At 71.0% G+C, this 21,202-nt stretch carries 22 protein-coding genes; 17 read left to right on the top strand and 5 right to left on the bottom strand.

What is annotated here, in order from left to right:
• Nucleotides 1-67 precede the first annotated feature (67 nt).
• On the top strand, nt 68-808 hold the full coding sequence (locus tag NLX86_RS22820; protein ID WP_254373627.1) for a hypothetical protein: 741 nt from the start codon (nt 68-70) through the stop codon (nt 806-808).
• Nucleotides 756-1,808, top strand: coding sequence for a hypothetical protein (locus NLX86_RS22825; protein ID WP_254373628.1), 1,053 nt, complete (start codon nt 756-758; stop codon nt 1,806-1,808). Before NLX86_RS22820 ends, NLX86_RS22825 begins: the two co-directional genes overlap by 53 nt.
• Here NLX86_RS22825 and NLX86_RS22830 read toward each other — a convergent pair.
• From NLX86_RS22830 to rsgA, 3 genes are all read right to left on the bottom strand, one after another.
• Nucleotides 1,805-2,296 carry a methylated-DNA--[protein]-cysteine S-methyltransferase gene (locus tag NLX86_RS22830; RefSeq protein ID WP_254373629.1) on the bottom strand — a complete coding sequence of 164 codons (492 nt, stop codon included), beginning with the start codon at nt 2,294-2,296 and terminating at the stop codon, nt 1,805-1,807. The two genes, NLX86_RS22825 and NLX86_RS22830, sit on opposite strands and share 4 nt — an antisense overlap.
• Entirely contained in the window at nt 2,293-3,684 is a 1,392-nt protein-coding gene (locus NLX86_RS22835; RefSeq protein ID WP_254373715.1) for a DNA-3-methyladenine glycosylase 2 family protein, read from the bottom strand. The genes NLX86_RS22830 and NLX86_RS22835 overlap by 4 nt, the downstream gene beginning before the upstream one ends.
• A gap of 156 nt (nt 3,685-3,840) precedes the next feature.
• Nucleotides 3,841-4,944, bottom strand: coding sequence for a ribosome small subunit-dependent GTPase A (gene rsgA / locus NLX86_RS22840; RefSeq protein ID WP_254373630.1), 1,104 nt, complete (start codon nt 4,942-4,944; stop codon nt 3,841-3,843).
• Nucleotides 4,945-5,241: 297 nt separating this feature from the next.
• Between rsgA and NLX86_RS22845 the strand changes: the two genes are divergently transcribed.
• Nucleotides 5,242-5,961, top strand: a complete 720-nt coding sequence (locus tag NLX86_RS22845; RefSeq protein ID WP_254373631.1) for a 4'-phosphopantetheinyl transferase superfamily protein — start codon at nt 5,242-5,244, stop codon at nt 5,959-5,961.
• 92 nt (nt 5,962-6,053) lie between these two features.
• Nucleotides 6,054-6,446 (top strand): VOC family protein, encoded by a 393-nt coding sequence (locus NLX86_RS22850; protein ID WP_254373632.1) that lies wholly within the window; start codon nt 6,054-6,056, stop codon nt 6,444-6,446.
• On the opposite strand, the gene NLX86_RS22855 is transcribed toward NLX86_RS22850, so the two are convergent.
• Together NLX86_RS22855 and NLX86_RS22860 are read right to left on the bottom strand one after the other, a co-directional pair.
• On the bottom strand, nt 6,386-7,120 hold the full coding sequence (locus tag NLX86_RS22855) for a helix-turn-helix transcriptional regulator (RefSeq protein ID WP_254373633.1): 735 nt from the start codon (nt 7,118-7,120) through the stop codon (nt 6,386-6,388). The two genes, NLX86_RS22850 and NLX86_RS22855, sit on opposite strands and share 61 nt — an antisense overlap.
• A gap of 10 nt (nt 7,121-7,130) precedes the next feature.
• Nucleotides 7,131-8,267, bottom strand: coding sequence for a YihY/virulence factor BrkB family protein (locus NLX86_RS22860; protein WP_254373634.1), 1,137 nt, complete (start codon nt 8,265-8,267; stop codon nt 7,131-7,133).
• 17 nt (nt 8,268-8,284) lie between these two features.
• Here NLX86_RS22860 and NLX86_RS22865 point away from each other — a divergent pair, with 17 nt between their 5' ends.
• The 13 genes from NLX86_RS22865 to NLX86_RS22920 all read left to right on the top strand — a co-directional run bounded on the left by NLX86_RS22865 (nt 8,285) and on the right by NLX86_RS22920 (nt 21,200).
• Complete coding sequence (locus NLX86_RS22865; RefSeq protein WP_254373635.1) at nt 8,285-9,943, top strand: acyl-CoA dehydrogenase family protein; 1,659 nt, start codon at nt 8,285-8,287, stop codon at nt 9,941-9,943.
• Between the two features lie 258 nt (nt 9,944-10,201).
• The gene (locus tag NLX86_RS22870; protein ID WP_254373636.1) at nt 10,202-11,509 is read left to right on the top strand and encodes a GAF domain-containing protein; all 1,308 of its coding nucleotides are present in this window, start codon (nt 10,202-10,204) and stop codon (nt 11,507-11,509) included.
• An 80-nt stretch (nt 11,510-11,589) separates the two neighbouring features.
• The gene (locus NLX86_RS22875; RefSeq protein WP_254373637.1) at nt 11,590-12,150 is read left to right on the top strand and encodes a GNAT family N-acetyltransferase; all 561 of its coding nucleotides are present in this window, start codon (nt 11,590-11,592) and stop codon (nt 12,148-12,150) included.
• Between the two features lie 100 nt (nt 12,151-12,250).
• Nucleotides 12,251-12,334: a putative leader peptide gene (locus tag NLX86_RS35130; RefSeq protein ID WP_366077175.1), complete on the top strand. Its 84-nt coding sequence runs from the start codon at nt 12,251-12,253 to the stop codon at nt 12,332-12,334.
• A gap of 199 nt (nt 12,335-12,533) precedes the next feature.
• Nucleotides 12,534-14,231, top strand: coding sequence for a nitrite/sulfite reductase (locus NLX86_RS22880; RefSeq protein WP_254373638.1), 1,698 nt, complete (start codon nt 12,534-12,536; stop codon nt 14,229-14,231).
• Nucleotides 14,228-14,407: a hypothetical protein gene (locus tag NLX86_RS22885; protein ID WP_254373639.1), complete on the top strand. Its 180-nt coding sequence runs from the start codon at nt 14,228-14,230 to the stop codon at nt 14,405-14,407. Before NLX86_RS22880 ends, NLX86_RS22885 begins: the two co-directional genes overlap by 4 nt.
• Nucleotides 14,404-15,105 carry a phosphoadenylyl-sulfate reductase gene (locus NLX86_RS22890; protein WP_254373640.1) on the top strand — a complete coding sequence of 234 codons (702 nt, stop codon included), beginning with the start codon at nt 14,404-14,406 and terminating at the stop codon, nt 15,103-15,105. The genes NLX86_RS22885 and NLX86_RS22890 overlap by 4 nt, the downstream gene beginning before the upstream one ends.
• Nucleotides 15,102-15,677, top strand: coding sequence for an adenylyl-sulfate kinase (gene cysC, locus NLX86_RS22895; protein ID WP_254373641.1), 576 nt, complete (start codon nt 15,102-15,104; stop codon nt 15,675-15,677). The genes NLX86_RS22890 and cysC overlap by 4 nt, the downstream gene beginning before the upstream one ends.
• On the top strand, nt 15,674-16,609 hold the full coding sequence (gene cysD / locus NLX86_RS22900; RefSeq protein ID WP_254373642.1) for a sulfate adenylyltransferase subunit CysD: 936 nt from the start codon (nt 15,674-15,676) through the stop codon (nt 16,607-16,609). The genes cysC and cysD overlap by 4 nt, the downstream gene beginning before the upstream one ends.
• 169 nt (nt 16,610-16,778) lie before the next feature.
• Entirely contained in the window at nt 16,779-18,128 is a 1,350-nt protein-coding gene (locus NLX86_RS22905) for a sulfate adenylyltransferase subunit 1 (protein ID WP_254373643.1), read from the top strand.
• A gap of 238 nt (nt 18,129-18,366) precedes the next feature.
• A complete protein-coding gene (locus NLX86_RS22910; protein WP_254373644.1) occupies nt 18,367-19,479 on the top strand; it encodes an aliphatic sulfonate ABC transporter substrate-binding protein in 1,113 nt (370 codons plus the stop codon).
• 37 nt (nt 19,480-19,516) lie between these two features.
• Nucleotides 19,517-20,308: an ABC transporter ATP-binding protein gene (locus tag NLX86_RS22915; protein ID WP_254373645.1), complete on the top strand. Its 792-nt coding sequence runs from the start codon at nt 19,517-19,519 to the stop codon at nt 20,306-20,308.
• Nucleotides 20,295-21,200 (top strand): ABC transporter permease, encoded by a 906-nt coding sequence (locus NLX86_RS22920; protein WP_254373646.1) that lies wholly within the window; start codon nt 20,295-20,297, stop codon nt 21,198-21,200. Before NLX86_RS22915 ends, NLX86_RS22920 begins: the two co-directional genes overlap by 14 nt.
• Nucleotides 21,201-21,202: the final 2 nt, after the last annotated feature.

Below are 21,202 nucleotides of genomic sequence, written 5' to 3' on the forward strand. Positions count from 1 at the left end.
CGGTTCTCATAGCTCAACTACTCACGTAGCGTGTCGTAGGTCAGCTAATTCGTGAAGGTGACAGGCAATGCAGGCTGCCCAGACGCGCAGGTTCCGGGGAAAGAACAAGGCCCCGAAGTGGACCAAGCCCGACGACGGGATCGTGTCGGTGATGGTGCTGCCGCTGGCCGTCACCGACCCTGCCGAACTCGCCCGGCTGGAGAAGCTGTTCGGGGCGATGTGGTCGATCAAGCGCGCCGTCCAGCGCGATGCCCGCGCCAAGGTCGATGCCTACTGGGCTGCGTTCCACGAGCGCGACGAGCACGGGCCGAAGGCCGTACGGCAGCGTCTCGGCCTCAACCGTGAGGCGCTGGAGCGCTGCGCATACAAGCATCTCGAAGCCGCCGGGCACCTCAAGCACCACGCCTCCAAGGCCCTGGCCATGCATATGGCCGACGAGGTGTGGAACGGCGTCCAGCGCCACCTGTTCGCCGACAGCACAGGCAAGCGGCACGGCCGCCCGAAGACCGGCCGCTGGCACGACTTCACCCGTATCCCCGGCCGCGCCCGCTCCCACACCACCGAACGCAAGTGGGAGACCTTCCGCCTGGTCGGCACCCTCCACGGCCACGCCATGGCCTACACCGACGGCGGCCGGCACCCCATGCAGCAGCCCCGCCGGATGCCGGTCCCGGCCCCGCCGTCCGGCAGCGTCCCCACCGGCAAGACCGCCGCGCCGGGGAAGCCCGCGATGCGCGCTGGACCGGATCGGCGGAGTGGACGGCAACGTCTCCAACGTCTCGATCGTCTCCCTGCCCGCCACCCTTGACCCTGCCGACGGTGCCCCGGCCTCCACCGAGATCACCCTCAGCCCCGAGGAACGGACGCTCCTGGAACGGGAAGCAAAGAAGCGGCGCGGCCGGGCGCGGGCGCTGGAGCGCTCCCGCCGGGCCACCAACACCGCGCAGTACGGCCTGTCGAAGAAGCAGGCCAAGCGCGCCGGGCGCCGAGCCTCCAAGGGCCTGACGCCCAAGCAGGTCAGCGTGCCCGGCGGTGCCCGTGATGCCCGGTCGGACGGGGTGCCGAAGCAGGCGTTCCGCCGCGCACGGCTCTCGTACGGCTACCGGGAGCTGCGCGCTCGTCAGGCCGAAGCCGCCGCCAGCAGCGCCGAGCACCGACGCCACCGCGCCCGCACCGTGGCTCGCCAGATCATCGCCGCGCACGGACCCGTGCTCGTGGTCGAGGACTGCGACATCCGCACCTGGTACCGGCTCTGGGGCAAGCGTCTCTCCCAGACCACCCCCGGCCTGCTCATCACCGCCCTTGACCGCGAATGCCAGGCTGCGGGCGGCCGTCTTGTACGGGCCTCCACCTGGTCCACCGCGTTGTCGCAGCACTGCCTGTGCGGCGAGCGCGTGAACAAGACACTCCGCGACCGTGAGCACAAGTGCATCGCGTGCGTTTCGTCGGGAAGCGTGACCTTGTGTCTGCCGCCCTGGCCGCGTTCGTTCGCTTCACCGACGTGGACGACCCCAAGACCGCGTACCTGGACACCACCGCGTCCCGGCACGCACAGATCACCTTTGCACAAGGGCTGGAAGAAGCCCTGCGGGAGTCAACCGCACCGAGCCAGACCACCGTTCACGGTGCCGGCCATGCGGCAGTCCCACGGCAACGCCGTGAGACCTCTGCTCCCCGAACCGCCGGACGGCGGTCCCGAGCAACCCCGGATGAGCCACGTCCCAAGCGTGACCACGCCGGAAGGCCCGGACACCGCCCCGGCTGCAACCCGCAGCTCACCCTCTGGTGAATTACGGATCAAGTCTTAGAGCGGAAGCACTCCTTCGAGGGTGAGCAGTTGTCGCTTGCGCTCCAGCCCGCCCGCGTAGCCGGTCAATGCGCCGTCGGCGCCGATCACCCGGTGGCACGGCCGGACGATGAGCAGCGGATTCGCGCCGACCGCGCCGCCCACCGCCCGTACAGCCGCGCGGGAGGCGCCGATCCGGGCCGCCAGCTCTCCGTACGTGGTGGTCGCCCCGTACGGTACGGAGTCGAGCGCGTCCCAGACCTGCTCCCGGAACGTGGTGCCCTGCGTCCTGAACTCCAGCCGGAATTCCCTGAGTTCACCGGTGAAGTAGGCGGTGAGCTGCTCCTCGGCGGCCCGGAAGACCCCGGGTGCGCGGAGCCAGCCGGGCTGGACGGTCCGTCCGCCCTTCTGTCCCGGAAGGGAGAGGGAGGCGAGGCCCGATTCGTCACCGGTCAGGAGGAGTTCCCCGATCGGGCTGTCGAGGGTGGTGTAGAGCGTCGGTGCGGTCATCGGTTCTCAGGCTCCAGGTCTTGTTCGGTCCACAGGTGTCGGAGGGCGTATGAGCGCCACGGCCGCCAGGCCGCGTCGTCCGGTTCGCCGGGCGGTACCACGTCGGGGTCGCCCAGAGCGCGCATCCGGATACGGGCGGCCGTGTGCGCGGTGAGGCCGGGCAGGGCGCGCAGCGCCCGTTCGGCGTCGTCGCGGTCCGCGCCGGGATCGAGCCGTACGGTCCCGTCGGCGAGGGCGGCGGCGAGTGCGCGCAGCGCGGGGGCCGGGTGCCCGGCGAGGGCACCGGGCTCGGGGAAGAGATGGGTGAGCCCGTCGCAGGGCGCGTCCAGGGCCTTGCCGTACTGCTCGACGAGCAACGCCGCGGCGTCCCGGCCGACCAGCTCCCGTACGGCCGCCTCCCCGGGGTCGGCGGCGCCGGGCGAGCGGAGCCCTGGGCGGGCGGCGACGAGCGGGGCGAGGCGCGGATCGGCGCCGAGCCGCTCGTCCACGGCGTACGGATCGGCATCCAGATCGAACAACCGGCGCAACCGCTGCACGGCGGTGGTGAGGTCGCGCAGATCCCTAAGGAACAACCGCGCCTCCAGCCACCCACAGCGCGTGCCGCCGCCGCGGCCCGCGGGCGGCAGGGCTTCGTCCACCGCGACGATTCCCGTGCCGTACGGCAGCCGCAGCGTGCGTCGGTACGTGCGGCGGCCGGGGGTGCCGCGGACCTCCTCCACGTGCGGGACCGCCTCGCGGGCGAGGAGATCGAACATCTCCTGCCCGGCGTAGGGCCCGCGGTACGCGAGCCGGAGCGGGATGCCCGCGGCCGGCCGGGCGTGTCCGCCGCGGGGGCCGGCCTCGGCCCGTAGCTCGCTCGGTGTGCGGGCATAGATCTGGCGGATCGTGTCATTGAACTGGCGGATGCTCGCGAACCCGGCCGCGAACGCGATCTCCGTGACCGGGAGCCCGGTCGTCTGGAGCAGCACCCGCGCGGTGTGGGCGCGCTGGGCGCGGGCCAGTGCCACGGGCCCCGCGCCCAGTTCGGCGGTGAGCTGGCGCTGCACCTGCCGGGCGCTGTAGCCGAGGCGTACCGCGAGGCCGGGGACGCCTTCGCGGTCGACCACCCCGTCGCCGATCATGCGCATCGCACGGCCGACGACGTCGGCGCGGGCGTTCCACTCGGCGGAGCCGGGCACGGCGTCCGGCCGGCACCGCCGACAGGCGCGGAAGCCATGCCCCTGCGCGGCGGCGGCGGTCGGATAGAAGCGGACGTTCTGGCGCTTCGGGGTGACGGCGGGGCAGCTCGGGCGACAGTAGATACCGGTCGTCTCGACGGCGAAGAAGAACTCTCCGTCGAAGCGCGCGTCGCGGCTGCTCACCGCCTCGTACCTGGTCTCTTCGTCCATCACGAGATCCAGTGTGCGGCACCGACCGGACCCCGGCTGGCGGGATTCGGACATGGCGCATGGGGCGCTGGCGGCGCCGGGCACTCCGGTGCCCCCGGCCCCAGCCCCCGCACCACACGCCCACACCCACGGCTACGGCTACGGCTACGGCTACGGCTACGGCTTGCGCACCTTGCCGCGCTTGGCCTCCATGTTGGCCCGGCCCTCCGCGTGCTTCAGCTTCCAGTCGCGCCGGATCTCGCCGCGCAGCCGCGCGTCGGTCTTGGCGACGATGCGCTGGTTCTCGCGCATCAGCTTCCGGTAGCTCTCCAGCCGGCGCTCGGGCAGCGCGCCCTGCTCGATCGCGCCGAGCACCGCGCAGCCCGGCTCCGCCTGATGGGCGCAGTCGTGGAAGCGGCAGTCCCGGGCGAACTCCTCGATCTCGGAGAACACCTGGCTTACCCCGGTCCCGGCGTCCCACAGCCCGACCCCGCGCAGCCCGGGGGTGTCGATCAGCACTCCCCCGCCGGGGAGCACCAGCAGATTGCGGGTGGTGGTGGTGTGCCGCCCCTTCCCGTCGACGTCACGGATCGCCTGTACCTCCATGACGTCCTCGCCGAGCAGCGCATTGGCGAGAGTGGACTTGCCGGCGCCGGACACCCCGAGCAGCACACTCGTTCCGCCCGCCACGACCGCGCAGAGCACATCGACGCCCTCGCCCGCCGCGGAGCTGACGGCCAGCACCTGCACACCGGGCGCGGTGGTCTCCACGTCCTGGACGAGGTACGCGAGCCCGGTCGCGTCCGGAACCAGGTCGGCCTTGGTGAGCACCACCACCGGCTGGGCGCCGCTCTCCCAGGCCAGCGCGAGGAAACGCTCGATCCGGCCGAGGTCGAGTTCGACCGCGAGGGACACACAGATAACGATGTAGTCGATGTTGGCGGCCAGCACCTGGCCCTCGGAACGCTTGGACGACGTCGACCGCACGAATGCCGTACGGCGAGGCAGCAACGTCCGCACGTACTGCGGATCACCGGCCGGATCGACAGCAACCCAGTCCCCAGTGCACACGATCCGCATCGGATCATGAGGCATCACGAACTCGGTGTCGGCCCGCACAGTGCCGACCGGAGTGACGACATCGCAGAGACCGCGGTCGACCCGTACGACACGGCCGGGCAACAGGCCCTGCGCGGCATGCGGAGCGAACTCCGTCTCCCAACCCTCATCCCAGCCGTACGCGGCGAGGACGTGCTGAGCATCAGAGGTGGAAGAAGACATGTTGAGCGAAGCGTTGAACAAGGGGAACCCTTCGAAGGGTGGCCCCGGCGGCGCGCTCGGCGCGCGGAAGTCGTATGGGTGTCAGCCGGAGACCACAGGGGTGAAAACGATGAACTCCTGAATGCGGGCAGCGCCCGTCACCGTGACAGTCATCAATGTCCTCACCTCCTGCTTCTCATACGGCTGTCGAAGGCGGTCACACGCCGCCTTTCGCAACGAGGAGAACCATAGCCGGGCTCCGCACAGCCGCGTCAACCGGTTTTCGTCCGTCATCGGCCGGCCGCATAGGCTGCCCCGGTGAACACCGAAACAGCGCTGTGCCCGCAGGAGTTGCCGGCCTCAGGTCCCGCCGGGGCGTTGGCTCTTCCCGCGGCCGGCGGGGTGCCGGAACTGTGGGTCGTGCGGGTGCCGGGAAATGGTTCCGGTCTGGCGGCGAGCGCCCCGTTCGTGCTGGACGGGTCCGAGCTGCGGCGGGCGGCGGCGTTCCGGAAGGACGCCGACCGGGACATCTACGGGGCGGTGCATGTGGGGCTGCGCCTGCTGCTCGGGAGTTATCTCGGGGTGGATCCGGCCGAGGTGCCGTTCGTCCGCGAGGACTGCCCGTCGTGCGGAGGGCCGCATGGGCGTCCCGCTGTCCAGGGCGCGCCGTTGCACTTCTCGATCACTCACAGCGGGGACCTCGGGCTGCTGGCTTTCGCGGGCACGCCGGTCGGCGTGGACGCGGAGGTGGTCCCGGCCGGTGTGGTCGCAAACGAGGTGGGACCTCTGCTGCATCCCCGGGAGGCCGGCGAGCTGGCCCGGCTCGACGCGGAGAGCAGGCCGGGGGCGTTCGTCCGGGCCTGGGCGCGCAAGGAGGCGTACCTCAAGGGGTTGGGCACCGGGCTGGCCCGGTCGATGTCCGCCGACTACGTCGGTACGGGCCGGGTCCCGGCGGCGGGCCCGGGCGACTGGCTGATCAGCGATGTGGTGGTCGGGGACGGCCACGCGGCCGCCGTCGCGGTGCTGTCGGGCGCGTAGCGCCACCCGCCGAGCCGCCCGCCCGCCACGCCACCCGCCGCGTGACCGATTCGTACAAGACCGGCGGCGCGCGGCCCGCCTAGCTTTGCGGTATGACTCCACGACTCGATGTGGTCGGCCTGGTCGTCTCCGACATGGCCGCCTCCCTTGCCTTCTACCGTCGGCTCGGCCTCGACATCCCGGCCGGCGCCGACACCGAGCCCCACGTCGAAGCGACGCTGCCCGGCGGGCTGCGAATCGCCTGGGACACCGAGGAGGTCATCCGCTCGTTCGATCCCGGCTGGACCCGGCCGCAGGGCGTCGACCGGATCGGGCTCGCCTTCGTCTGTGACAGCCCCGCCGAGGTCGACGCCACGTACGACTCGCTCGTCGAGGCCGGGCACCAGGGGCATCTGAAGCCCTGGGACGCCTTCTGGGGGCAGCGCTATGCGGTGGTGCTCGACCCGGACGGCTGCGGGGTCTCGCTGTTTGCCGCCGCCACATAGTCGCCCAGCGTGGTGCCGGCCAGCTCCCGCAGCTCACGGGCGAGGTGCGGCTGATCGGCGCAGCCCGCGGCGAGCGCCACCTCCGCGTACGGCATCCCGGACCGGGCCAGCGCCAGCGCGCGCTGCAGGCGCAGGACGCGGGCCAGCGTCTTGGGCCCGTAGCCGAAGGCGGCGAGCGAGCGGCGGTGCAGCTGGCGCGCGCCCAGGCCCACGCTCCGCGCGGTGGCGGCGACGCTGTGCCCGGCGTCCAGCGCGGCGACGACGGCGCGCAGCGCCGGGTCGGGCGGCTCCGCGTCCGCCGCCCGCCGCAGCGCCACGGCCTCCAGCACCGCGGCCGGATCCTCGGCTTCGTCGATCCGCTCGGTGAGCCGGCGCGTCTGGGCGCCGGACCACAGGTCGGCCAGGGCGACGCGCCGGTCGCGCAGTTCGTGCGCCGGTACGCCGAGCAGGGCGGGGCCGGTGCCTGGGGCGAAACGGACGCCGGCGTACCGGGTTCCCGGGACTTCGCCCGCCGGGTGGGCGCGGGTGTCGGGCCCGGCGACGAGCAGCCGCCCCTCGGTCCACAGCAGGTCCATACAGCCGTCGGGCAGTACGGGATACGTGACCACCCCGCCCGGCGCGGTACGCGTCCACACGACGGCCCCGGGCACCCGCGACGACCACTCCTCGTACACGAGAGCGACGTTAGTCGCGATGCGGCGCGTTGCGCTCCTTGCGCAGGCGGGCGGAGACGTCGTCCGGCGGCAGGAACTTCGACCAGCGCTCCGGGAACTCGGAGGGCATGTCGCCGGGCCCGTCCTCGTCGTCCTCGTCCCCCGACGCGGCACGGGCCGCCTCCGCGCGGGCCAGGAGTGCGGCGGCCTGAGCGGCCCGGACCCGCTCGTTCGCGGCACGGGCGGCGGCGGTGGCGACCGACGGCCAGACCCGGTCGATCGCGGCGTTGACCGCCGCGCCGACCAGGACGGCGAAGGCGGAGATGCCGATCCACAGGAGCACGGCGACGGGGGCGGCGAGCGAGCCGTAGATCGTCGGGCCCTCCACCGTGTTGGTCAGGTAGATACGCAGCAGGAAGCTGCCCAGCACCCACATGGCGAGGGCGACCAGCGCGCCCGGCACGTCCTCGATCCACGGCGAACGCACCGGTACGGACACGTGGTACAGCGTGGTGAGGAACGCGATGGACAGCAGGGTCACCGTGGGCCAGTACAGGACGCTGACCAGCTCGGTGCCCCAGGGGACGAGCTTCACCACCGCGTCGGGGCCGACGACCATCAGCGGCAGCACCACGGCGCCGATCACCAGGGCGACGATGTACAGCAGGAAGGCGAGCAGCCGGGTCTTGACGATGCCGCGGTGCCCGTCGAGGCCGTACATCACGGTGATGGTGTCGATGAAGACGTTAACCGCCCGGGAGCCGGACCAGAGCGCGAAGGCGAAGCCGAGGGAGATCAGATCGGGACGGCCGCGCTTGGTGACGTCGTCCAGCAGGGGCTTGGCGATGTCGTTGACGCCCCGGTCGGAGAGGACCGTGCCGACGGCGTTGAGGATGTTCTCCTCGATGCCGGCGACGGTGGAGGTGTTGGTCCAGCCGTCGACGTATCCGAGCAGTCCGATCAGGCTGAGGAAGAGCGGCGGCAGGGACAGCAGGGTGAAGAACGCCGCCTCGGCCGCGAGGCCCAGGATGCGGTACTCGATGCACGAGTCGACGGTGTCCTTCAGCAGCAGCCAGCCCATTCGTCGCTTGGAGACATTGCGGTACAGGGCTCGGGCCCGGTGGAGCCGGCCCGGTGGCCGCTCGGGTGTTTCATTTGCTGGCTGCACGTCCTTACCGTATCGGCATGGCACCCACCACCCACACCGTCACCAACCAGGCTCCGCCCCTGGTCGGATACGACGTCTACGGCGCGGACCGGGCCCTGGTGGAGGGCGTGGAACGGCATCTTCCGCCCGAAGACCCCGAACTCCTCGACACCGTACGAACGGAGCTCGGCGAACTCGGTGTGGCGGCCGGCTCCGCGCAGGCCCAGGAATGGGGCGTACTGGCCAACGAGAATCCGCCCCGACTGCGCACCCACGACCGGTACGGGAACCGGATCGACGAGGTCGAGTTCCATCCGTCCTGGCACCGGCTGCTCGGGCACGCGGTGGCCGCGGGCCTCACCGACGCCTGGGGAAGGCCGTCCGGCCATCTGCGCCGCGCGGCGGGCTTCGTGGTCTGGACACAGGCCGAGGCGGGCCACGGCTGCCCACTGTCGATGACACATGCGGCGGTGCCCGCGCTGCGCGCCGATCCGGAGCTGGCGGCGGAGTGGGAGCCTCGGCTGACCTCCCACGTGTACGACGAGGAGCTGCGCCCGGCGGCGGACAAGCCGGGAGTGCTCTTCGGGATGGGCATGACGGAGAAGCAGGGCGGCAGCGACGTCCGGTCCAACACGACGCGCGCCGAGCCGCTGAGCGGCGCCGCCGGCGAGTACCTGCTGACCGGGCACAAGTGGTTCTGTTCCGCCCCGATGTCCGACGGCTTCCTGGTCCTGGCGCAGGCCGCCGGGGGCCTGACCTGCTTCCTGGTGCCACGGGTGCTGCCCGACGGGACCCGCAACGTCTTCGCGATCCAGCGCCTGAAGGACAAGCTCGGCAACCGGTCCAACGCGTCGGGCGAGGTGGAGTTCGACGGCACCCGGGCGCGCCGGGTCGGCGAGGAGGGCCGGGGGGTGCGCACGATCATTGAGATGGTGGCCGCGACCCGGCTGGACTGCGTGCTCGGTTCGGCCGCGCTGATGCGCCAGTCCGTGACCCAGGCGGTGCACCACGCGGCACACCGCAGCGCCTTCGGCGGGAAGCTGATCGACAAGCCGCTGATGCGGAACGTACTGGCCGATCTGGCCCTGGAGTCGGAGGCGGCGACGACGCTCGCGCTGCGGCTCGCGGCCGCCCAGGACGACGTCCAGAGCACAGACAGCGAGCAGGACCGGGCCTTCCTCAGGCTGGCGGTGCCGATGGCCAAGTACTGGGTGACCAAGCGGTGTACGCCGGTCGCGGCGGAGGCGCTGGAGTGCCTCGGCGGCAACGGCTACGTCGAGGAATCCGGGATGCCTCGGCTGCTGCGCGAGTCCCCGCTGAACTCGATCTGGGAGGGCTCGGGGAACGTACAGGCGCTGGACGTGCTGCGCGCCCTCCAGAGGGAGCCGCAGGCGCTGAACGCCTTCCTGCGGGAGGTAGGGCAGGCTCGCGGCGCCGACCACCGGCTGGACGCCGCGATCAAGAACCTGCTGACCGAACTCGCCGATCTGGACGGCATCGAGGCCAGGGCCCGGCGGCTGGTCGAACGGATGGCGCTGGTGCTCCAGGGGTCGCTGCTGGTGCGCTGGGCACCCTCGGAGGTGGCGGACGCGTTCTGCGCCTCGCGGCTGGGCGGGGACTGGGGTACGGCCTTCGGGACGCTGCCGCACACCCTGGACCTGGCCTCGGTCGTCGACCGGGCGCGGGTGGAGATCTGACCCGCCGTCCGGCCTGACAGCGCTGAAAGGAGAACGGGGTGGTGCTGCGCCGACACGGCACCACCCCGGCCTCACCGCCCCGTATGAGGGAGCCGGCCCGCCGTTCGAACGGCGTTACGCCACCTTCGGCCAACTGCCCGCCTCTGGCGAGAGTTGCAAACAGTTGCAACCGTTGTGCGAAGAAACAGCCGTCGCAGCCCGTCCGTGAACGGCAGGATGAAGACCGGCTGATTCCGGGGCCATTCCGGGGAGGATCCGGTGACGAACACATCTCTCGACCTGACCAGGCTCGCCGCCGTGGACGCCCGCCGGGCGGCTCAGCTGCTCAAGGGCGTACGAGCGGCCGCCCTCGCCGGGAAACAGCCGCCCGCCGCCCCTCGCCCGGAGATCGGCGAGTCGTGGCGGCGGATGCTGAGCAGCGGGGTCGACCCCGACCGGGGCGCTCGCGTGCATCTGCTCACCGTGGAGGAGACCGAGCGGCGGCGGCAGTCCTCGCCGCTGCGCGACATCCTGCCGGTCCTGCGCGAGGGGCTGCTGCCCGCGGTCGACGAGACCCTGCACATCATGGTGGTGTCGGACGCCGAGGGGCGGCTGCTGTGGCGTGAGGGCCACGCCTCGATACTCAGGAAGGCGGACCGGCTCGGCTTTGAGGTGGGCGCCGACTGGGACGAGGACCTGGTCGGCACGAACGGGGTCGGCACGACGCTGGTGGCGAGGCGTCCGCTGCAGGTCTTCTCGGCCGAGCACTTCGTCAGCACCCATCACGACTGGACCTGCGCCGGAGCGCCCGTCCATGACCCGCGCGACGGGCGGCTGCTCGGCGTGATCGATGTGAGCGGTCCGCTCGCCACCATGCACCCGGCCACGCTGACCTGGGTCGCCTCGGTGGCCCGGCTGGCGGAGAGCGAGCTGCGGAACCGGCATCTGATGTCCCTCGAGCGGCTGCGGACCGTGGCGGCGCCGGTGCTGTGCCGGCTGTCCGGCCGGGCGCTCGCCGTCGACCCGCACGGCTGGCCGGCGGCGGTCACCGGCATGCTGCCGCCGGACCGGCTGCCGCTGCCCAAGTCGTTCGGGCCGGGCCGCGTCTGGCTGCCCGCGCTCGGCGACTGCACGGTGGAGCCGCTGCCCGGCGGCTGGCTGGTGCGGATCGAGGACGCCCGGCCCGCCGGCGCGGTCAGCAGGCTCGTACTGGATGTGAGCCGGCCGCGGCGGTGGTCGGCCACCGTGTCCGGCGCGGCGGGCAGCTGGAGCCAGGAGCTGAGCCCACGCCACGCGGAGTTGCTGTTCCTGCTGGCCATGAACCGCGCCGGCTGGTCGGCGGCCGAGCTGGCCGAGGGCATCTTCGGGGACCCGACGCGTACGGTCACCGTGCGCGCCGAGCTGTCCCGGATGCGGCGCACCCTCGCCGGGGTGCTCGCCCACCGTCCGTACCGCTTCACCGAGGACGTACAGGTCGAGGTGATCCAGCCGGACCACCCGGCGAACCTGCTGCCGCACTCGACGGCTCCGGCGGTGATACGGGCCCGCACCGCGGGGCGGCCGGTGCCGTGGCCCGGTGACCGGTGACCCGGTGACCGAGTGACCTGGCGACTCAGTGACCCGGCCCACCTTGGAGCGGGACGCGGACGCGTGATTCTCTGGCATACATGAGCATCACTGTGACCACCTGGTCCCTGGAGCAGACCTCGCCCGCGGATCTCCGGCCGGCCGCCGAGCCCGGCGCGGACATCACCGTCGTCCGCGCCGGGGTTCCCTCCCCCGAGTTCAGCCGCTTTCTCTACACCGCCGTCGGCGGCGACATCCGCTGGACCGACCGGCTGAGCCTGCGCCACCAGCAGTGGCAGGAGGCGCTGGCGAAGCCGGGGACCGAGACCTGGGTGGCGTACGACCGGGGCACCCCGGCCGGATACGTCGAGCTGGAGGCGCAGGACGAGGGCGCCGTCGAGATCGTGTACTTCGGCCTGATCCCGGCGTTCCGGGGCCGCCGGATCGGCGGTCATCTGCTGTCGTACGGGACGGCACGCGCCTGGGACCTGGCGGAGCGCTGGCCGGGGCTGGCGCCGACGAAGCGGGTATGGCTGCACACCTGCAGCAAGGACGGCCCGCACGCCATGGACAACTACCTGCGCCGCGGCTTCCGGCTCTTCGACACGAAGACCTCGCAGGAGCCGGAGGTCGAGACGCCGGGTCCCTGGCCCGGCGCGTGATCATGTGACGCACGGCACATCGTCCCGCATTTTGGGACGATCGTGTCCACATGATGGATAGCGGTGGACTGCCCCGAGACCTGCGTGACACGCTTCCGTCATGTCTACAGCTGGAATTGCCTTGGTGAGTCGGCGGCACGTCGACCTCGGCCGCATGTCCAGCGCCATCTGTCCGGCCTGCTGATCGAACCAGCACCGCCGCACACATCGCCGTCCCCGCCGCCGCGGACGCGTCGATCCCCTGGAGCACAAGACAGCTCTGCCCACGCGGGCGAGCGCTTCGCCATGCCCCATCTGCCAGCGTTTTCGCAGGTCAGGTCGGGTACAGGGGTAACGTCGTCGCCGATCCGCCCTCCTTGCCGCCACTAGAAGGACGTAACACCATGGCCGCCAGCCCCGAACAGCCGACTGCTGCCACCTCCCGCCGCAAGGCCGGACGCCACCGTGGCGAAGGCCAGTGGGCCGTAGGCCACTTCACGCCCCTCAACGGCAATGAGCAGTTCAAGAAGGACGACGACGGTCTCAATGTGCGGACACGCATTGAGACGATCTACTCCAAGGCGGGCTTCGACTCGATCGACCCCAACGACCTGCGCGGGCGTATGCGCTGGTGGGGTCTGTACACCCAGCGCAAGCCCGGGATCGACGGCGGCAAGACCGCGATCCTGGAGCCGGAGGAGCTGGACGACGAGTTCTTCATGCTGCGTGTCCGGATCGACGGCGGCCGGCTGACCACCGAGCAGCTCCGCGTCATCGGCGAGATCTCCCAGGAGTTCGCGCGCGGGACCGCCGACATCACCGACCGGCAGAACGTCCAGTACCACTGGATCCGGATCGAGGACGTCCCGGAGATCTGGAACCGGCTGGAGGCCGTGGGGCTCTCCACGACCGAGGCGTGCGGTGACACCCCGCGTGTCGTCCTCGGCTCGCCCGTCGCGGGCATCGCCGAGGACGAGATCATCGACGGCACCCCGGCCATCGACGAGATCTCCCGCCGGATCGTCGGCAACAAGGACTTCTCCAACCTGCCGCGCAAGTTCAAGTCGGCGATCTCCGGATCGCCGCTGCTGGACGTGGCACACGAGATCAACGACATCGCCTTCGTCGGCGTGAACCACCCCGAGCACGGCCCCGGCTTCGACCTCTGGGTCGGCGGCGGTCTCTCCACCAACCCCAAGATCGGCGTCCGGCTGGGCGCATGGGTTCCCCTCGACGAGGTGCCCGACGTCTACACCGGCGTCATCTCGATCTTCCGCGACTACGGCTACCGCCGGCTGCGCACCCGCGCCCGGCTGAAGTTCCTGGTCGCCGACTGGGGTGCGGAGAAGTTCCGCCAGGTCCTGGAGGACGAGTACCTCAGCCGCACGCTGGTCGACGGCCCCGCGCCCGAGCAGCCCGTACAGCAGTGGCGCGACCACGTCGGTGTGCACCGGCAGCAGGACGGCCGCTTCTACGTCGGGTTCGCGCCGCGCGTCGGCCGGGTCGACGGCACTCTCCTGACGAAGATCGCCGAACTGGCCGAGGCCCACGGGTCGGGGCGGCTGCGCACCACCGTCGAGCAGAAGATGATCGTGCTCGACATCGAGGAGTCGCAGGTCGAGTCGCTCGTCGAGGGCCTCGAGGCGCTGGACCTGCGGGTCAACCCGTCCCCGTTCCGGCGCGGCACGATGGCCTGCACCGGCATCGAGTTCTGCAAGCTGGCGATCGTCGAGACCAAGGCGCGCGGAGCCTCGCTGATCGACGAGCTCGAACGCCGTATCCCCGACTTCGACCAGCCGATCACCATCAACATCAACGGCTGCCCGAACGCCTGCGCCCGTATCCAGGTCGCGGACATCGGTCTCAAGGGCCAGCTGGTCCTGGACGACGACGGCAACCAGGTGGAGGGCTTCCAGGTCCACCTGGGCGGCGCGCTGGGCCTCGAGGCCGGCTTCGGCCGCAAGGTCCGAGGCCTGAAGGTCACCTCGGCCGAACTGCCCGACTACGTCGAGCGGGTCCTCACGCGCTTCCAGAAGGAGCGCGAGGACGGCGAGCGCTTCGCCACCTGGGCGGCGCGGGCGTCCGAGGAGGCCCTCTCGTGAGCGAGCGTGCCGCGCCCTTCTACTGCCCCTACTGCGGCGACGAGGACCTGCGTCCGAACGAGCAGGGCCACGGCGCGTGGGAATGCGCAGCCTGCAATCGAGCCTTCCAACTGAAGTTCCTCGGGCTGCTGACCCGCGGACTTCAGCGCAAAGACGATGCAGGGGACGAGATATGACGACCGTTCAGACTCAGCGAGACCTCAAGGCTCTCGCCGAGCAGGCGGGGCGTGACCTTGAGGACGCCTCGCCGCTCGACATCCTGAAGTGGGCCGCCGACACGTTCGGCGCGCGTTTCTGCGTCACCTCCTCCATGGAGGACGCGGTGGTCGCCCACCTCGCCTCCCGGGCCTTGCCGGGCGTGGACGTCGTGTTCCTGGACACCGGCTACCACTTCCCCGAGACCATCGGCACGCGGGACGCGGTCGAGGCCGTGATGGACGTGAACGTCATCACGCTCACCCCGCGGCAGACCGTTGCCGAGCAGGACGCGGAGTACGGCCCCAAGCTGCACGACCGCGACCCGGACCTGTGCTGCGCGCTGCGCAAGGTCAAGCCGCTCGAAGAGGGCCTGACCGCGTACGAGGCGTGGGCGACCGGGCTGCGCCGCGACGAGTCCCCGACCCGGGCCAACACTCCGGTCGTCGGCTGGGACGAGAAGCGGCAGAAGGTCAAGGTCTCCCCGATCGCCCGCTGGACGCAGGACGACGTGGACGCGTACGTCGCGGAGCACGGGGTCCTCACCAACCCGCTGCTGATGGACGGTTACGCCTCGGTGGGCTGCGCGCCCTGCACCCGGCGCGTGCTGGAGGGCGAGGACGCCCGGTCCGGCCGCTGGGCGGGGCGGAACAAGACCGAATGCGGGTTGCACGGATGAGCGACGTGATCACGAACGGATCGGATCAGGAGAAGAAGTTGACTGGCGCCACGGTGTGGCTCACGGGTCTGCCCAGCGCGGGCAAGACCACGATCGCGTACGAGCTGGCGGGCCGGCTGCGCGCGGAGGGCCACCGTGTCGAGGTGCTCGACGGCGACGAGATCCGCGAGTTCCTCTCGGCGGGCCTCGGCTTCACCCGTGAGGACCGGCACACCAACGTCCAGCGGATCGGTTTCGTCGCCGAACTGCTGGCGAGCAACGGCGTGAAGGCGCTGGTCCCGGTCATCGCCCCGTACGCGGACAGCCGCGAGGCCGTCCGCAAGCGCCATCTGAGTGAGGGCACCGCGTACCTGGAGGTGCACGTGGCCACGCCGGTCGAGGTGTGCTCCGAGCGCGATGTGAAGGGCCTGTACGCCAAGCAGGCAGCCGGCGAGATCTCCGGGCTGACCGGGGTCGACGACCCGTACGAGGCCCCGGAGACACCGGACGTGCGGATCGAGTCGCACACCCAGACCGTGCAGGAGTCCGCGGCAGCGCTGCAAGCGCTGCTCACTGAAAGGGGCCTGGCATGACGACCGCCACCGTTCTCACCGAAGACACGGACGCGCCGTACGCGCTGTCGCACCTGGACGCCCTGGAGTCCGAGGCGGTGCACATCTTCCGCGAGGTGGCGGGCGAGTTCGAGCGGCCGGTGATCCTCTTCTCCGGCGGCAAGGACTCCATCGTCATGCTGCACCTGGCGCTCAAGGCGTTCGCGCCGGCGCCGGTGCCGTTCACGCTGCTGCACGTCGACACCGGGCACAACTTCCCCGAGGTCCTCGAGTACCGCGACCGCACGGTGGCCAAGCACGGACTGCGCCTGCACGTCGCGTCCGTGCAGGAGTACATCGACGCGGGCAAGCTGCGCGAGCGCCCCGACGGCACCCGCAACCCGCTGCAGACCGTCCCGCTGACCGAGGCGATCCAGCAGCACCGGTTCGACGCCGTCTTCGGCGGCGGCCGCCGCGACGAGGAGAAGGCCCGCGCCAAGGAGCGGGTGTTCTCGCTGCGGGACGAGTTCTCGCAGTGGGACCCGCGCCGCCAGCGCCCGGAGCTGTGGCAGCTCTACAACGGCCGGCACGCGCCCGGCGAGCACGTCCGCGTCTTCCCGCTGTCCAACTGGACCGAGCTGGATGTGTGGCAGTACATCGACCGGGAGGAAATCGAACTCCCCGAGATCTACTTCGCGCACGAGCGCGAGGTCTTCAAGCGCAGCGGCATGTGGCTGACCGCCGGTGAGTGGGGCGGTCCCAAGGACGGCGAGACCGTCGAGTCCCGTCTCGTCCGCTACCGCACCGTCGGCGACATGTCCTGCACCGGCGCCGTCGACTCCGACGCCACCACGCTCGACGCCGTGATCGCCGAGATCGCCGCCTCGCGCCTCACCGAACGAGGTGCGACGCGAGCCGACGACAAGATGTCTGAGGCCGCAATGGAGGACCGCAAACGCGAGGGGTACTTCTAGTGGCCTCTCCCACCGCCCGCAGACCGCGAGATCCGGTGATCACACACCGGGCTTCCTGCTTCGCAGCCGACTGCCCCCGGGACGTACCCAAGCCGAGGCCTTACACCAGCTCCACAGGCTGCAACCGCCGACCCGGCGGCCAACACGGAATGTAGCAGAGGGATTACCCATGAGCATCAGCGAGCAGGCCGCGGCCACCACCCTGCTGCGGTTCGCCACCGCGGGGTCCGTCGACGACGGCAAGTCCACCCTCGTGGGACGGCTGCTGCACGACTCCAAGTCGGTGCTGACCGACCAGCTGGAGGCCGTCGAGGCCGCCTCGATCAAGCGCGGCCAGGACGCCCCGGACCTGGCGCTGCTCACCGACGGCCTGCGGGCCGAGCGCGAGCAGGGCATCACCATCGATGTCGCGTACCGCTACTTCGCCACCGCGCGGCGCCGGTTCATCCTGGCCGACACCCCCGGTCATGTGCAGTACACACGGAACATGGTCACCGGCGCCTCGACGGCCGAGCTGGCAGTCGTGCTGGTCGACGCCCGCAACGGTGTGGTCGAGCAGACCCGCCGGCACGCCGCGGTCGCCGCCCTGCTGCGGGTCCCGCATGTCGTCCTGGCCGTCAACAAGATGGACCTGGTCGACTACCAGGAGCCCGTCTTCGCCGCCATCGCCGAGGAGTTCACCGCGTACGCCGCTTCGTTGGGCGTTCCGGAGATCACTGCCATCCCGATCTCCGCACTCGCCGGCGACAACGTGGTGGAGCCGTCCGCGCACATGGACTGGTACGGCGGCCCCACGGTGCTGGAGCACCTGGAGACCGTCCCGGTCAGCCACGACCTGACCATCCCCCGGCTACCGCTGGGAGGTGCCCCCAGCCCGGCCCGCTTCCCGGTGCAGTACGTGATCCGTCCGCAGACCGCCGAGTACCCCGACTACCGCGGTTACGCCGGCCAGATCGCCTCCGGTGTACTGCGCGTCGGCGAGGCCGTGACCGTACTGCCATCGGGCCGCACGAGCACGATCGAGGCCATCGACGCGCTCGGTCACAGCGTGGACATCGCCTGGGCCCCGCAGTCGGTGACCGTGCGGCTTGCCGACGACATCGACATCTCGCGCGGCGACCTGATCGCGCCGAGCGCCAGCCTTCCGGCCGCCACCCAGGACGTCGAGGCGACCGTCTGCCATGTCGCGGACCAGCCGCTCACCGTCGGCCAGCGGGTGCTGCTCAAGCACACCACCCGTACGGTCAAGGCGATCGTGAAGGACATCCCGTCCCGGCTGACGCTCGACGACCTGTCCCAGCACCCAACCCCGGGGCGGCTGGTGGCCAACGACATCGGCCGGGTCCTCGTCCGTACCGCCGAGCCGCTCGCGCTCGACGCGTACGCCGACTCCCGGCGTACCGGATCGTTCCTGCTCATCGAACCGGCGGACGGTACGACGCTGGCGGCCGGCATGGCGGGCCACTCGTTCGCCGCCGAGGCCGAGCCCGTACAGGACGACGAGGGGTGGGACTTCTAGTCATGACAGGTGACTTCTTCTCCACCTTCGCGAAGGAGGGCGGCCGCGTCGGCAGCGGCGTCCTCGGCAGCGGCCAGGGAGGGGTGGGGCGATGTGCGCGATGACGTACGCGCACTGCCTGCGCGCCCTCACCCCCCACGAGCCGTACCTGTACAGACGAAAACCTGCCGACTCCCCGGCCGCGTCCCGGAACACCCGTAGGACGTAAGAACCGGGCCTGGCGAGAGGAAACCCTCCCGTGCCTGCCACCCGTACCACCCTGCGCCGCGGTGTTGTCGCTGCCGCCGCCCTGCCGCTGCTGATCGGCGCGCTCGCCTCCTGCGGCTACGGCTCGCAGGCGAACGACGACGACACGAAGGCCAATGTGGCCGCCGACGGCAAGAAGCTGTCGGCTGACACGGTGAAGCTCGGTTACTTCCCGAACCTCACGCACGCCACCGCGCTGGTCGGCGTCCAGGAGGGCCTGATCCAGAAGGAGCTGGGCGGCACCAAGCTCGCCGCGCAGACCTTCAACGCCGGCCCGTCCGAGATCGAGGCCCTCAACGGGGGCAGCATCGACATCGGCTTCATCGGCCCTTCTCCGGCCATCAACGGGTACGTCAAGTCCAAGGGCCAGAACCTGCGGATCATCTCCGGCTCCGCCTCGGGCGGTGTGAAGCTCGTCGTCAACCCGGACAAGATCAAGACGCTGGACGACCTCAAGGGCAAGAAGATCGCCACCCCGCAGCTGGGCAACACCCAGGACGTGGCCTTCCTCAACTGGATCTCCGAGAAGGGCTGGAAGGTCGACGCCCAGAGCGGCAAGGGCGACGTCTCCGTGGTCCGTTCGGACAACAAGGTGACCCCGGATGCCTACAAGGCGGGCTCCATCGACGGAGCATGGGTGCCGGAGCCGACCGCGTCCAAGCTGGTCTCCGAGGGCGGCAAGGTGCTGCTCGACGAGTCCACCCTGTGGCCGGACAAGAAGTTCGTGATCACGAACATCATCGTGTCGCAGAAGTTCCTCACCGAGCACCCGGACGTTGTCGAGGCGTTCCTGCGGGGCACGGTGAAGACCAACGAGTGGATCAACGCCAACCCGGACCAGGCGAAGGCCTCGGCCAACGCCGCTCTGAAGGCGGAGACCGGCAAGGAACTGGCCGCCAAGATCATCGACCCGGCGTGGCCGTCCATCCAGATCACCAATGACCCGCTGGCCGCCACGCTCGACGCGCAGGCGCAGCACGCGGTCAAGGCGGGGCTGCTGGAGAAGCCCGACCTGGCCGGCATCTACGACCTGAAGCTCCTCAACAAGGTGCTGAAGGCCGCCGGCCGGCCCGAGGCCGCCGACGCCGGTCTCGGCGTCAAGTAACAACCACCCGCATCCGGATTCCCAGGAGGTGACGACCATGGCCATCACGATCGCCAAGGCTGCCGAGGGCGGCACGACCGTGTCGCACGCCGCCCGTATCGAGCACGTCTCGAAGTCCTTCGCCGGACCTGCCGGTCAGCAGCTCGTGCTGGACGACATCACCCTCGATGTCGCGCCGGGCGAGTTCGTCACCCTCCTGGGAGCCTCCGGGTGCGGAAAGTCCACCCTGCTCAACCTGGTCGCCGGGCTGGACAGGCCGACCGCCGGGTCCATCGAGACCCCCGGCGGCCGGCCGGCCCTGATGTTCCAGGAGCACGCCCTCTTCCCGTGGCTCACCGCGGGCAGGAACATCGAACTCGCGCTGCGCCTGCGCGGCGTCCCGAAGGCGGAGCGCCGGCCGGAGGCCGAGCGGCTGCTGGACCTCGTCCGGCTCGGCGGCGCGTACCGCAAGCGGGTGCACGAGCTGTCGGGCGGTATGCGCCAGCGCGTCGCGCTGGCCCGCGCGCTCGCCCAGGACAGCGAACTGCTGCTGATGGACGAGCCGTTCGCCGCGCTCGACGCCATCACGCGGGACGTACTGCACGACGAGCTGACCCGCATCTGGCGCGAGACGAACGTCTCGGTCCTCTTCGTCACCCACAACGTCCGCGAGGCCGTCCGGCTCGCTGAGCGGGTGGTGCTGCTGTCCTCCCGGCCGGGCCGGGTGGCGCACGAGTGGACCGTGGACATCCCGCAGCCGCGCCGCATCGAGGACGCCGCCGTCGCGGAGCTGTCCCTCGAGATCACTGAACAACTGCGTGGGGAGATCCGCCGCCATGGCCAGCACTGAGGCCCGCGACGACGTCGCGAAGACAGCATCGAAGACCGACGACCTGGCCGGGCTCGAAGCCGGCCTGGACGCGCTGGACGCCGTACAGATCCGCCGCACCCCCGTGCGCCAGGTCCTGGTGCAGAAGGTGCTGCCGCCGCTGGTGGCGGTCGCCCTGGTGCTCGTCGTCTGGCAGGTGCTCGTCTGGGCCAAGGTCACCGAGGACTACAAGCTGCCGCCGCCGGGCGCGGTGTGGGACAGCGTCTCCGCCATGTGGCTGCAGGGCACGCTGCTGGAAGTCGTGTGGACCAGCGTCTCGCGAGGTCTGCTCGGCTTCCTGCTCGCGCTTGCCATCGGCACCCCGCTCGGACTGCTGGTCGCCCGGGTGAGGTTCATCCGCGCGGCGATCGGCCCGATCCTGTCCGGCCTGCAGTCGCTGCCCTCGGTCGCCTGGGTGCCGCCGGCGGTGATCTGGCTCGGCCTCAACGACTCGATGATGTACACGGTGATCCTGCTCGGCGCCGTTCCGTCGATCGCCAACGGCCTGGTCTCCGGCGTGGACCAGGTGCCCCCGCTGTTCCTGCGGGCCGGGCGCACCATGGGCGCCACCGGTCTGCGCGGGACCTGGCACGTGGTGATGCCGGCCGCGCTGCCCGGCTATCTGGCGGGCCTGAAGCAGGGCTGGGCGTTCTCCTGGCGTTCGCTGATGGCCGCCGAGATCATCGCCTCCTCACCCGAGCTGGGCCTGGGACTCGGCCAGTTGCTGGAGAACGGCCGCAACAACTTCGACATGCCCGGCGTGTTCCTGGCCATCCTCCTGATCCTGATCGTCGGCATCGCGATCGACCTGCTGATCTTCAGCCCGCTGGAGCGCGCGGTGCTGCGCGGCCGCGGCCTGCTCGTGAAGAGCTGACC

It is taken from the genome of Streptomyces sp. A3M-1-3, from assembly GCF_024213665.1.
In the GTDB taxonomy this organism is placed as follows: Bacteria; Actinomycetota; Actinomycetes; order Streptomycetales; family Streptomycetaceae; genus Streptomyces.